General features: G+C 59.8%; 15 protein-coding genes. 11 read left to right on the plus strand and 4 right to left on the minus strand.

The features are described from left to right. From F3H98_RS29990 to F3H98_RS30010, 5 genes are all read left to right on the plus strand, one after another. The coding region (locus F3H98_RS29990) for an ATP-binding protein (protein WP_188130650.1) at positions 1 to 266 on the plus strand (266 nt) is incomplete at its 5' end. Beyond that, positions 196 to 918 carry an alkyl sulfatase C-terminal domain-containing protein gene (locus tag F3H98_RS29995; RefSeq protein ID WP_149764558.1) on the plus strand — a complete coding sequence of 241 codons (723 nt, stop codon included), beginning with the start codon at positions 196 to 198 and terminating at the stop codon, positions 916 to 918. The genes F3H98_RS29990 and F3H98_RS29995, both read left to right, overlap by 71 nt. A 51-nt stretch (positions 919 to 969) precedes the next feature. After that, positions 970 to 1,551, plus strand: a complete 582-nt coding sequence (locus tag F3H98_RS30000; protein WP_149764560.1) for a hypothetical protein — start codon at positions 970 to 972, stop codon at positions 1,549 to 1,551. A 119-nt stretch (positions 1,552 to 1,670) separates the two neighbouring features. After that, positions 1,671 to 2,186, plus strand: coding sequence for a hypothetical protein (locus tag F3H98_RS30005; RefSeq protein ID WP_244622007.1), 516 nt, complete (start codon positions 1,671 to 1,673; stop codon positions 2,184 to 2,186). 343 nt (positions 2,187 to 2,529) lie between these two features. Then, the gene (locus F3H98_RS30010; RefSeq protein WP_149764563.1) at positions 2,530 to 3,111 is read left to right on the plus strand and encodes a hypothetical protein; all 582 of its coding nucleotides are present in this window, start codon (positions 2,530 to 2,532) and stop codon (positions 3,109 to 3,111) included. A gap of 247 nt (positions 3,112 to 3,358) precedes the next feature. On the opposite strand, the gene F3H98_RS30015 is transcribed toward F3H98_RS30010, so the two are convergent. Then, positions 3,359 to 3,574 carry a hypothetical protein gene (locus F3H98_RS30015; protein WP_149764566.1) on the minus strand — a complete coding sequence of 72 codons (216 nt, stop codon included), beginning with the start codon at positions 3,572 to 3,574 and terminating at the stop codon, positions 3,359 to 3,361. A 231-nt stretch (positions 3,575 to 3,805) separates the two neighbouring features. Here F3H98_RS30015 and F3H98_RS30020 point away from each other — a divergent pair, with 231 nt between their 5' ends. The 5 genes from F3H98_RS30020 (at position 3,806) to F3H98_RS30040 (ending at position 8,410) form a co-directional block, all read left to right on the plus strand. Continuing rightward, positions 3,806 to 5,005 carry an aromatic ring-hydroxylating oxygenase subunit alpha gene (locus tag F3H98_RS30020; RefSeq protein WP_149764568.1) on the plus strand — a complete coding sequence of 400 codons (1,200 nt, stop codon included), beginning with the start codon at positions 3,806 to 3,808 and terminating at the stop codon, positions 5,003 to 5,005. A 164-nt stretch (positions 5,006 to 5,169) separates the two neighbouring features. Beyond that, entirely contained in the window at positions 5,170 to 5,643 is a 474-nt protein-coding gene (locus F3H98_RS30025; protein WP_149764581.1) for a VOC family protein, read from the plus strand. Positions 5,644 to 5,835: 192 nt separating this feature from the next. Beyond that, the gene (locus F3H98_RS30030) at positions 5,836 to 6,048 is read left to right on the plus strand and encodes a hypothetical protein (protein ID WP_244622008.1); all 213 of its coding nucleotides are present in this window, start codon (positions 5,836 to 5,838) and stop codon (positions 6,046 to 6,048) included. A gap of 215 nt (positions 6,049 to 6,263) precedes the next feature. Then, entirely contained in the window at positions 6,264 to 7,586 is a 1,323-nt protein-coding gene (locus F3H98_RS30035; RefSeq protein WP_149764585.1) for a metal-dependent hydrolase family protein, read from the plus strand. Then, positions 7,583 to 8,410, plus strand: a complete 828-nt coding sequence (locus F3H98_RS30040; RefSeq protein WP_188130651.1) for a class I SAM-dependent methyltransferase — start codon at positions 7,583 to 7,585, stop codon at positions 8,408 to 8,410. The genes F3H98_RS30035 and F3H98_RS30040 overlap by 4 nt, the downstream gene beginning before the upstream one ends. A 248-nt stretch (positions 8,411 to 8,658) precedes the next feature. Here F3H98_RS30040 and F3H98_RS30050 read toward each other — a convergent pair whose 3' ends face one another. Next, positions 8,659 to 8,865 carry a TOBE domain-containing protein gene (locus F3H98_RS30050; RefSeq protein WP_149764572.1) on the minus strand — a complete coding sequence of 69 codons (207 nt, stop codon included), beginning with the start codon at positions 8,863 to 8,865 and terminating at the stop codon, positions 8,659 to 8,661. Between the two features lie 39 nt (positions 8,866 to 8,904). After that, positions 8,905 to 9,348 carry a hypothetical protein gene (locus F3H98_RS30055; protein WP_149764574.1) on the minus strand — a complete coding sequence of 148 codons (444 nt, stop codon included), beginning with the start codon at positions 9,346 to 9,348 and terminating at the stop codon, positions 8,905 to 8,907. A gap of 368 nt (positions 9,349 to 9,716) precedes the next feature. Here F3H98_RS30055 and F3H98_RS30060 point away from each other — a divergent pair, with 368 nt between their 5' ends. Then, positions 9,717 to 10,478, plus strand: coding sequence for a L,D-transpeptidase (locus F3H98_RS30060; RefSeq protein WP_149764587.1), 762 nt, complete (start codon positions 9,717 to 9,719; stop codon positions 10,476 to 10,478). Between the two features lie 266 nt (positions 10,479 to 10,744). Here F3H98_RS30060 and F3H98_RS30065 read toward each other — a convergent pair whose 3' ends face one another. Next, positions 10,745 to 11,305: a hypothetical protein gene (locus tag F3H98_RS30065; protein ID WP_149764577.1), complete on the minus strand. Its 561-nt coding sequence runs from the start codon at positions 11,303 to 11,305 to the stop codon at positions 10,745 to 10,747. Positions 11,306 to 11,485: the final 180 nt, after the last annotated feature.

Consider the following 11,485-nt stretch of genomic DNA (forward strand, 5'->3'; position numbering starts at 1 on the left):
TTGGATACCTGCCATTCAGCGCATCTGGCGGAGCACTCCTGTTCCACCTGCTCTCCAAACTCTACGAGCGCACCAGTGTCGTCATCACCACCAACCTGAGCTTCAGCGAATGGGCCAGTGTCTTCGGCGATGCCAAGATGACGACCGCACTGCTCGACCGCCTCACCCATCATTGCCACATCCTGGAGACCGGAAATGACAGTTTCCGCTTCAAGAACAGTTCCGCCCAGAACACCACACCCGAAAAGGACAAAACCCCAACTTGACCAAATCCTGAAACCCGGAACATACATAAAAGGCGGGTCACTTCTCAGCGAAAACCCAGGGTCAATTCCTCGCGGAAATCAACAGGGAGAGTACCGCTGGCTGGCGATGGCCCTCAAACACGTCGTTTTCGCCGATCCTGACAACACGGTGGCGAAGGATCTGCTCGCCGACAGTTATGAGCAGATGGGCTATCAGGCCGAGTCCGGTCCGTGGCGCTCGATCTATCTCATGGGCGCGTTCGAGCTGCGAAATGGCGTTCCGACTGGCGGCGGTACAGTCACGGCCAGCTCGGACACGATCAGGGCAATGCCGCCGGAACTGCTGTTCAACTATCTCGGCGTCAGGCTCAACGGCGAGAAGGCGGCAGGAAAGAAGCTTTCGTTGAATGTGAATTTCACCGATCTCAATCAGCCCTATGAGCTTCTGATCGAGAACGGTGCTCTTGAGGTGAATCCGGCATTGGCTTCGGACGCCGAAGCGACTGTCACGTTGACCAAGCCAGTCCTCGACTCCGTCCAACTTGGCGAAACGACCCTCGAACAAGCGATTGCGAACGGCGACATCAAGGTCGAAGGACGCAAGGAGGCGTTGGGTGAGTTCCTGGCGATGCTCGACAACTATCCGTTCTGGTTCAACATCGTCACGCCCTGAGGCCATCGAGCGGCGGGGACTTGCCCCGCCGCTCATTCAAGGGGACCTGATATGACCAAGAAGTTGGCTGCAACGGTCTGCTATGCGCTTTTTTCCCTTACGCCGGACCCAGTGCTCGCTTGCCGCTATCATGGTCTTGGCAACGGGATTTCCCAGCAGACACCTGGTTCAATAGACGTCGCAATCGCCTTGCAGCAGGGTGTGGTTGACGGCCTGCTTAACTCGGAACTGGTTTCGCCGAACTTCAAGAAGGATATTTTCGGGACTGGTTACAGGCGTGCAGTTCGACGTCTCGAGCAGCTTCGCTTCGCGATTGAAAGGGCGCGCGGCGACCACGCTGACCGCACACCATTTTCCTTGATCCTCGTCGAAGCGAGCCTGTGGTCACGCTATGAACCGAGCGCCTCGGGCGAGATGTTGAAAGTGCACCAAGCCGGCGCGTCGCCTGGTGACACTGTCGTTGTTACCGGTGAGGCGGTCGTGGAGGCAATTGCAACGGGCAAGCTCTCGGCCGACGATGCATTCAAGCGCAAGCTGATTGTGATTTCGACAGGGGCAGGTACCCATCAAGCAGTGGAACCGCTCCTGCGCCGAACCCTGGCGTCGCTTCCAAGTCCCGTCGCCGAGCGCTGACATGGCCGCCCTCTCTTGCACAACTTGACGCACACACCCCTTCCTGACGGACTGCTGTCAGGAAGACCGTGCGACACTTGCCTCCCCATTGCTGCCGCGCAACGAAAGGCGGTGTGACTATGACTATGACGGTTTCTGCGTTTCTCACTGCTCTCGGTTCCGAGGGTCCGCCAGCCGACCGAGCCAAAGACATGGATCTCTATGGGTGGCTGATCGGAAGCTGGGAAATGGACACAGTCCGTCACCTCGACGACGGCACAATCCAGAAATGGACTGGAGAATGCCATTTCGGCTGGGTGCTCGAAGGTCGCGCGATTCAGGATATCTGGATCAGACCCAGGCGCCCTGCACCATCCACTATGTATGGCACGACTTTGCGCATCTTCGATCTAGGGATTGGTGGCTGGCACATCATCTGGGCAGACCCGCTCAACCAGGATTATTCGCGTCAGATTGGGCGGGCCGAAGGTAAGGACATTGTCCAGATCGGCGATGACTCACGCGGCCTGAAAACCCGATGGCGTTTCACTGAGATCACCGCCAACAGCTTCCATTGGATCGGCGAGGAAAGATCTTCCGAAAGTGACCCTTGGCTGATCACATACGAACATTTTGCCCGCAGAACACATCCGTGAACCATGTAGAGGACGGCAACGACCGTTGGATGAGGGCGAACCATCCGACGGCCGCCGCGTCGTTGTGGCGCTTTGCTGGTAGTTCAACCAGTCGGCGCTCGCCAGCATGCCGATCGCCGATGCCACCGCGCTTTGGCCAGGTCACCCTCTTGATCGTGCTCGTCGGCGCGTCACTCAACCCCGCGGCGAGGGATTCAAGGCCAAGCGCCATATCCCATTTGTGACGACAGCGTGACTCGTTGAGTTCCCTCCTATTGATTTTAAAGGGCTTTTCCTGCGACTATCGTGTCGACGCAAGAGAACGCTTCGCGAGTCGCGCGTGCGATATCTTAAGGCAAACAGCATGGCGATTCAGCGAAACGCGCCTCTCATCCACTGGAACTTTTTTTTAGCCCTGGAAGACGATCTCGATCGCTTGTCCCGCTTTATCGACCTCTCTGGGAACAATGACACGTACTCGATTGAGATAGCTCGACTTCTACTTTCTGCAAGTTCCGAAGTGGACATTGTATTAAAGCAACTTTGCAAACAAATCGATAGCTCATCATCAGCTAGCAGCATCGGTGGATATTTCGATGTTGTGAGCATTAGAATTCCGGACTTTTTTACATTCCAAGTTACGATCCCGCGACACGAGCTCACACTTACACCTTGGATCGACTGGATCGCCCGTGAAACTCCCCCACTTTGGTGGAGTGATCACAACAAGGTAAAGCACACTCGTCATCAGAATTTTAGTCGAGCTAACTTGAAGAACTGCCTCAATGCTTTGGCCGGTCTTTATATTTCGGTTCTTTATCTGCACCGACCAGAAGCGGAGGCAGGGAGGCTTCTGGGCCTGCCAAAGCTTTTTAACGTGTCCGATGCCCATTTTGGAGGCACGCAAATGGGCCGATTCGGAAACAGTTTTAAGTATAAATTTTAGGCGCAAAGTTCCGTTTGTTTCGTATTTGCAGAGCTCCAACGCCGGGTAACGCCCCCACCACCACACTACCTTGATTGTCCCTGCGTTTCAGACCAACCTGCCGAAAGCAATTCCTCCCGTCCGGCCACCCCCGATTTCGCTCTCAGCTCACCCGGCGCGGGGCTTTCCTCATCTTCGGCCATTTCTTCATCTTCATGGCGTACCGCGCCGGGCCGACCGGCGTGGTCGCCTGTTGGCTGCAAATGCTCTAGCTCTCGGCCTTGTAATTCTTTGCCACCTCTTCGATCTTGCGCCAGTCGGGGCCGTGCCTGCGCAAGAGTTCCCGCGCCTGGTTGGGCGACAGGTCGGTGGTTTCGGCGAGGTGCTTCACCTCGAACTCCTCGCCTTTCGAAGGCTGCCGCCGCTTCGGCTTCTCGGTCTTGTCCTTGCCGGTCTGATCCTTGTCGAGGGGGTCCTTGGCCATGGCCGAATCTCCTGTCCCCGACAGCAACGGATAGCAGCGACTAGTGGTTCCCATTGCGACCGATATCGATGCAGGCTGGCGCCTCGCCGCAAGCCACTGGCGGCGCGAAAAAGTCGCTCCGGCTTTCACGAAATGTGTCCTTGCGTTTCCAGCATCTGCCCACAAACCCTTGCCTCATAAGGAAAACCGTGCTTATATTGAATGAACATTCAATAAGTAAGAGCGATGAAAATGAACCGACACGTTCGCGATGTGACGGTCCCGAACGATTGGGACCGCAGGGGTTTGCCGGGCTGGTGCTACCACAGCCCGGCCCTTCTCGAGGTCGAGAAGGAGCACGTCTTCCGCAACCACTGGCAGATCGCCTGCCATGTCTCGGACGTGCCCTCCCCCGGCAATTATCTCACCATGGACGTGGTCGGCGAGCGCGCGCTCATCGTGCGTGGCGCCGATGGTGTGGTGCGCGCCTTCCACAACATCTGCCGCCATCGCGGCTCGCGCGTCGTCGCCGCCGAAAAGGGAACCTGCAAGAACGCGCTGGTCTGCCCGTTCCACGGCTGGGTCTACAATCTCGACGGCACGCTGCGGGGTGCGGCGCGCCCGCGCTCCTTCCCCGATCTCGACAAGACCGAGTTCGGCCTGATGCCGCTCGACCTCGAAATCTGGATGGGCTTCATCTTCGTGCGTTTCCGCCAGGGGCCGCAGCCGTCGGTGGCCGAGCTGATGGCGCCGTTCGAGGCCGAGATTGCCCATTACCGCATCGCCGACATGGTGCCCACCAACGGCATCTGGTCGCACACCTCGCCGGTCAACTGGAAGTCGGTGCGCGATGTCGACAACGAGGGCTACCACGTCGCCATGGCGCATCCGGCGCTGCAGGATCTATACGGCTCGACCTATTTCGACGAGCCGTTCGTCAATGGCGTGTCGCGCTCTTTCGCCACCTACAATCCGCATGCCGGGCGGCGCTGGAGCGTCAGGAACTACGTCAAGCTGGCGCCGGAGCCGGCGCATCTGCCCGAAAACCTGCGCAAGGCCTGGGTCTATTACGGGCTGTTTCCAAATGGCGCGTTGGCGCTGATGCCGGAATCGATCCAGTTCTACCAGGAGTTCCCGCTGTCGACCGGCGAAACCATGCTGCGCGGCGCCGTGTATCGCTATGCCGACGAGAGCCGCGCGCAGGCCGCCGCTCGCTATCTCGCCTACCGCATCGACCGCGAGACGCTGGAGGAAGACGTCCAGCTCACCATCTGGTCCAACGAATCCATGCTGTCGGAGGCCTTTTCGGGCTTCTATCTCTCCGACCTCGAATATGGCGTGCGCACCCACCACGACCACCTGCGCAAGCTGGTGCCGGTGATCGGTCTCGACACCGCGCCCGACGAAAAGGACATCTGGAACCTCAACGAGGCGCTGCGGTCGCAGGCGTAGCGAGTAGCGAGATCGTGGCTTGTGACAGCACCGCGCAAGCCCCTTCCCCCTACTCGCTATTTGCTACTCGCTATTTGCTATTCGCTATTCGCTTTTTCAAAGCATCTCCCTATTTCTGAAAAAGCGGATGGAGCGGGGCGCTTTCGAGAGGACAAGCAATGACAATTGCCAAGAACACGATCTGCGTCTGGTACGACAAGGACGCCGAGGCTGCCGCCCGCTTCTACGCCGAGACGTTTCCCGACAGTTCGGTGGGCGCCGTGCAGCGTGCGCCCGGCGACTACCCGTCCGGCAAGAAGGGCGACGCGCTGACGGTCGACTTCACGGTTGCCGGCATCCCCTGTGTCGGCCTAAACGGCGGGCCCACATTCAAGCACAACGAAGCCTTCTCGTTCATGATCGCCACCGAAGATCAGGAGGAGACCGACCGCTACTGGAATGCCATCGTCGGCAATGGCGGCCAGGAAAGCGCATGCGGCTGGTGCAAAGACAAATGGGGCGTCTCCTGGCAGATCACGCCGCGCGTGCTGCTCGAGGCGATGGCGGCCGGCGGCGCCGAGGCAAAGCGCGCGTTCGATGCGATGATGGACATGAAGAAGATCGACGTCGCCGCGATCGAGAAGGCGCGGCGCGGCTGACGCGCAAGCACATCTTGCGGCCGGATTGCCACCAGGGGGGCGCCGGCTCGCCGCGCGCCCTTCCAGGCCGGCTCGGAACGGTGATTGCTGCCGTTAACCAATCGTGGCGGCAATGGCGCGTCACATTTGTTGGCGCTCGACCTGGCGCCCCAAGCATAGTAGCCTCAGGCCGGGTTTAAGGGGCGGCTCCAAGTGGCGGAGAGCATCGTCATGCCCGTAAACGCTGAAAAACCCAACCTGTTGATCGGCAAGCTCAGTGGATTGATTTTTGTCGTTCTGGGTTTCCTGCTGGCAGCGTCAGGTTACAGAACATCGTCGGCCGGATACATCGCTGCGGGGATCGTTCTCATCGCCGTAGGCGCCGCGCTGATGGTGCGCAAGATAATCCGACGCAATCAAAAATAACCAACCATGACGGCAGCCAAGTGGGAGAGCGTAGCACCCAGTCTTGGCGCTCAAGAGGCAGGCGCGAGACTTCCTGCGCCGTAGCCACCCACACCTGAAGCTGGAGAATCGCCGTGTATTCCAAGCGTTTCGAACAGAGGGAGACGGTCGCGTTTGCGGCGCATGCCGCATCCTGCACTGCAGCCGCGTTCTCCCTTGCCCGCACAGCTTTGATGATGCTGCTCTCAGGCAGGCAGTGGCTTGCCGCGGCTTTCGCGGTCGGATTTTGCGCGACCGCCAGCGCCGATGACATCCTTTTCGAAAACGTCCGCATCTTCGACGGAAAGGGATCGGCGCTTTCGGCTCCGTCGAACGTGCTGGTCCAGGGCAATGTGATCGCGCGCATCTCGACGGACCCCGTCGAGGCCGAAGGCGCCGAGCGCATTGCCGGCGACGGGCGAACGCTGATGCCGGGGCTGATCGATGCGCATTGGCACGCCATGCTGATTGCGTCCACCCCGGCAGAGGCAATGGGCGACGTCGGCTTCAGCAACATCCTGGCCGGCGACGAGGCGACGGATACGCTGATGCGCGGCTTCACCACCGTCCGTGACGTGGGCGGACCGGCGTTCGGCCTCAAGCGCGCGATAGATCGGGGCATCATTCCCGGACCGCGCATCTACCCGTCCGGCGCCATGCTCACAGTGACCAGCGGGCATGGCGATTTCCGCCAGTTCACCGATCTGCCGCGCAGGCCCGGCCTGCTCACCCCCATGGAAACGGCCGGTGGCAGCATGGTCGTGGACAGTCCCGACGAGGTGCGCATGCGCGCCCGCGAGCAGTTCATGCAAGGGGCCGTGCTACTGAAGTTGACGGCGGGCGGCGGCGTGTCGTCGCCGTTCAGTCCGCTCGACGTCACCACCTTCACCGCACCCGAATTGCGGGCGGCCGTCGAAATTGCCGAGAATTGGGGCACCTACGTCGCCGCGCACGCCTTCACGCCGGAAGCGATCGAAATGGCTATTGCAGCCGGTGTGAAGTGCATCGAACACGGCTTCCTTATGAGCGAGGCAGACGCCAAGCTGATCGCCGACAAGGGCATCTGGCTGAGCTTGCAGCCGCTCCATGAATTGATGAGGACAGGCCTCCGGGAGGGTTCGGTGGAGCGAGCCAAGGCGGAAGAGGTATGGCCCGGCATAGACAGGGCCTACAGACTGGCGAAGAAGTACAAGATCAAGACGGCGTGGGGCACCGATATCCTGTTCGCGCGCGCGCTGGCGCCGAAACAAGGGGCAATCCTGGCCTCGCTCAGCCGCTGGTACACGCCCGCCGAAGCGCTTGCCATGGCAACCGGCACCAACGCCGAACTGCTGGCGCTGTCGGGAAAGCGCAACCCCTATCCGGGAAAGCTCGGCGTCGTCGAGGAAAACGCTCTCGCCGACCTCCTGCTCGTCGAGGGCAATCCATTGGAGAACCTCGACCTGGTGGCCGATCCCGACAACAACTTCAAGATCATCATGAAGGACGGCGTTGTCTACAAGAACACGCTGCCCAAGTGAAAGGCGCGGGCAGCTTCAGCTTCTACAGCGCCCAGTATTCGCGCTTCGGCAGTCGACTCGCAGCCGAAGTTAGGCGGGAAGCCTATGGCGAGGACCTCGGCCAACAGGGATGGCGGTCACTTGGCGAACAAGGCGAAATTATCGAGCTTGTCCAGGAGAGTCCCCACGGCAAACTGCTCGATGTAGCTTGCGGGTCAGGCGGTCCATCGATTGCGATTGCCGCCGCCACTGGATGTCGGCTGACGGGCGTCGATATTGAAGAGGCCGCTATCGAGCACGCAAAGGCATTGGCCGCGGCCGCGCATCTGCCGCTCGGTGCAACGTTTGTTGTCGCCGATTGCAGCCAGCAACTGCCATTCGACAAGGGAGAATTCGACGTCATCTCCTGCATTGACGCAATCATACACCTGGTGTCCCGTCGCGAGGTGTTCGCAGACTGGTTCAGGTTACTCAGGCCGGGCGGTCGGCTGATTCTGACTGATGCGTGCGTGCTGACCGGCGTTGTCTCGAAGGAAGAACTGGACATCCGGGCGTCTCAGGGAAAATTTCATATCGTGCCTGCGGCATTTAATGAACTCATGCTTGAGAGAGCCGGTTTCGAGCTGAAAGCCTGCAAAGACACAACGCAAGCTGTCTCAAATCTCGCTTTGCGCCTCTATCACGCTCGCGAATCGCGCCGTGGCGCGCTGTCGGAAGAGGAGGGCGCTGGCTGGTTCGAAAGCAGGCAGACATTCCTCACGACGACCGCTGAATTGGCCGCAGCGGGAAGACTGTCCAGATTTCTCTACCTCGCAGAGAAGCCAAAGCAAGCGCAGATTTCCTAATGCATGTCGCCCGAAAGTGTCCGGGCGAAACCATGACAACTGAGAAGCTACAGCGGCCGCCGAATCCCAGTCGCCGCGACGCGGTGTGGCACTGGCCCAGAGTGATCGCTTCGCGGGGCGCCAGCAGTCGCGATGCCCAGGGTGTCCGGATGGTGCCGATAAAGACCAGGCCGGCATCGGAAGCGCTTGGCGAAGCCACAGCCACTTCGCCCCGCCTTATCTCGTTCTCCCGGACCAACGCGATCCCGTCAGTCGACGGCCACCATCACGTCGGAAGCCTTGATGATGGCGTAGGCCTTCTGGCCCTTTGCAAGGCCGAGATCGGCGACGGCCTCGTTGGTGATCGACGCCATGACGGTCGCGCCGCCGATATCGATCCTGACATGCGACGTGGTAGCACCTTTCACCACATCGACGATGGTTCCTTTGAGCTGGTTGCGTGCGCTGAGCTTCATGTTCGTTTCCCGCTGATCGACGACCGGCTACCGCCCGGCCTAGCGTAATTCAATCGTGGTGATGTCGTGGATAGCGCGAGCGCCTCGCTTGTCGCCGAGAACGACAATGCGCCAACCACCCTCTATCGGTTTGCCATCGACCTCGGTTGCCAGGATCAGCGGCGTGTTGCCGAACTCAGGATGAATTTCACCTATGGAGAAGGCGATCTGGTACCCGTCCTTCGCGCTGACGAGGAAGGTCTTCTTGAGTTCGCCGTTATGCTCCATGCCGTCAAAGGCCTTGTTGGCCTGCAGGACATCCCAGAACAGAACGCCCTTGTAGTGGCCGCTGGACGGCCCCTTCGATGTCTGAAAGGTGACGTCACGTTCGGCCACGGGCAGTCCGGACACGGATTGCGGTGAGAGCTTTATCGCCTGTGCGCCAACTCCAACAATTTCGATCGTTGGCTCCTGGGCGCGCGCAATCGGGGCTGCCGTCAGCATGACGACCAAAATCAATAGGGAGCGTAGCAAGATCGATGGCCTCCGCTATATTTACTGAGATACTACGGTGCGCCGCCGAGAAATCAATGCTGGATCGCTTGCCCGCTCCAAACTTCGTTTCACAACCTACGGGAAGCGGTGATCGTCCGCCCTGCCCGCCGCCTGGACGCACGCGCAGCGGCGATCTCAGCCGTGAAATGAGCCCGCGGCTTGGAATGTCCACGCCTGGCTGGTAGCGGACTGATGGCATTTTAACCTCAGGAATCCGATAGCGGACACTCATTTGCTGGTGAGTTGGGATCGAATGCAGAAGGAACGTGCAAGCATTCCGCGCGTTGCTGTATTTGCAGACCCGGCAGAAAGACCCGATGTCAAAATTTAGCCGCCGCAGGCTCCTGGCAACGGCTACAACGTGTGCCGCCTTCGCCACCCTGACCGCTTGCACGAGCGTTCGCGAACGCGACCAGAGAGCGTTTGGCCAGACGATAGTGCCGCGGCCAGAGCAACTTCCGCAGTTCGGTGTCGATCCCCTTTTCGGCGATTATCACCAGATGTATGCCGCCACATTCGACGATGGTTATGACATCCCGGCTGTTCCAATCGAGGAGATTGACCCGAAATACTATCGGCAGGCCGTTCCGGACCCGACCGGCGAGCAGCCGGGAACTGTTGTCGTCGACACGTCGAACCACTTTCTCTATTTCGTGGGTAATATGGGGGATGCGCTCCGCTACGGCGTTGGCCTCGGCCGTGAGGGCTTTGAGTGGTCGGGCCGCGGAGTGATCCAGTGGAAGCAGAAGTGGCCGCGCTGGTTCCCGCCAGACGAAATGATCGACCGCCAGCCCGAGCTTGAGAAATACCGTGCGCGGCAGATCCCGGGCACGAACAATTGGGAGGGCGGCATGGAGCCGGGTGTCATGAATCCGCTCGGGGCCCGAGCACTCTATGTTTTCCAAGATGGCAAGGACACGCTTTATCGGCTACACGGCTCGCCGGAATGGTCGTCAATTGGTAAGTCCGTGTCCTCGGGCTGCGTGAGGCTAATCAACCAGGATATTATCGATCTCTATGACCGCGTTCCGGACGGCGCGCCGATGGTTGTCAGGAGCGGATTGCCGTCGGTCGGCTAGTCCCAGCGGTTTTGGCTGTCTCATCTGGCACTTGGCGTCCAGAACAGTCGGTGGAATCCAAGTGATGTAGAGACGCGACCTTGCCGCCGTCATTTGGAAGGACCGGAAGTGGCGGGCAAAGCCGCCTGTGGCCTCTGCAATAGCGATGTCCGGTTTTAGTGAATAGCGGCGCGCCGTGAGCCGACCGACGGCTTTCGCGCTGATGTCATCAGTAAGCGGACGTTTCCGCCGGCCTACAAGCAGGCTACAGCTGTCTCGGCGGTAGGCTATTCTTTTTGCCGACCGCCGATATCGAGCCAGCCGGCTTTCTGAAGAACGGTCTCTGCCAGTTCCGCAGGTCCTTTGCCGTCCGTAGGCAGAACGATAATGCCTTCGGCATCCTCGCTTGCCATGCGCCTTGCCTGCCGAAGCGAGCGCTGTGCCTGTTCGTCTGCCCCGGAACCGATCTCGCGCTGCGCAAGTCGTGCCAGCAGCGTAGGCTCGGCAGCCAGCAGACGGACTACCGTTATCCGCGCTTCGGGTATGGCGGAAAGTATCCATTGTTTGTCAAAACTCAGGTGCATCATGACCCCTGACATGATCAGGCGCGTGTGCCCCAGGGCCTGGTATGTCGACCAGATCGCAGCCAGGTTGATGCTGCTGACGTCGACCGTGCCGGGCTGAATTCGATCAAGCTCGCTTGTATTGGGGCGCGGGAACACCCTGTCGAGTTCATCGGTCTCGATAACCGCATGAGCGACTTCAGCCGCGGCGAGTTGGCCACTCATTTCCCAGCTCAGCGTCGATTTGCCCACACCGGCGGGCCTGGTAATCAGCAACAGTTGCATGCCAACTCGGCTTCCATTCGATCTCAGGGCTCTGGTGCACCGGGCGGCTTGGCAAGTCCAGCGCATTTCAACGTCCGCCTCCCAACGATTGTGTTGAAAAAGTCGGTGTTGCTGCGAGCTTGAAGTCCTGATTCACTGGTTTGAGTGAATCGGGGGCGCGGCCGATGATGGGCGAACGGA

This window comes from Neomesorhizobium albiziae (assembly GCF_900114255.1).
Lineage (GTDB): Bacteria > Pseudomonadota > Alphaproteobacteria > Rhizobiales > Rhizobiaceae > Neomesorhizobium > Neomesorhizobium albiziae.

Excerpts from the sequence above, each read along its gene's own strand:
- F3H98_RS29995 (WP_149764558.1), top strand. The coding sequence starts at position 196 with ATGACAGTTTCCGCTTCAAGAACAGTTCCGCCCAGAACACCACACCCG.
- F3H98_RS30000 (WP_149764560.1), top strand. The coding sequence starts at position 970 with ATGACCAAGAAGTTGGCTGCAACGGTCTGCTATGCGCTTTTTTCCCTT.
- F3H98_RS30005 (WP_244622007.1), top strand. The coding sequence starts at position 1,671 with ATGACTATGACGGTTTCTGCGTTTCTCACTGCTCTCGGTTCCGAGGGT.
- F3H98_RS30010 (WP_149764563.1), top strand. The coding sequence starts at position 2,530 with ATGGCGATTCAGCGAAACGCGCCTCTCATCCACTGGAACTTTTTTTTA.
- F3H98_RS30015 (WP_149764566.1), bottom strand. The coding sequence starts at position 3,574 with ATGGCCAAGGACCCCCTCGACAAGGATCAGACCGGCAAGGACAAGACC.
- F3H98_RS30020 (WP_149764568.1), top strand. The coding sequence starts at position 3,806 with ATGAACCGACACGTTCGCGATGTGACGGTCCCGAACGATTGGGACCGC.
- F3H98_RS30035 (WP_149764585.1), top strand. The coding sequence starts at position 6,264 with ATGCTGCTCTCAGGCAGGCAGTGGCTTGCCGCGGCTTTCGCGGTCGGA.
- F3H98_RS30050 (WP_149764572.1), bottom strand. The coding sequence starts at position 8,865 with ATGAAGCTCAGCGCACGCAACCAGCTCAAAGGAACCATCGTCGATGTG.
- F3H98_RS30055 (WP_149764574.1), bottom strand. The coding sequence starts at position 9,348 with ATGCTGACGGCAGCCCCGATTGCGCGCGCCCAGGAGCCAACGATCGAA.
- F3H98_RS30060 (WP_149764587.1), top strand. The coding sequence starts at position 9,717 with ATGTCAAAATTTAGCCGCCGCAGGCTCCTGGCAACGGCTACAACGTGT.
- F3H98_RS30065 (WP_149764577.1), bottom strand. The coding sequence starts at position 11,305 with ATGCAACTGTTGCTGATTACCAGGCCCGCCGGTGTGGGCAAATCGACG.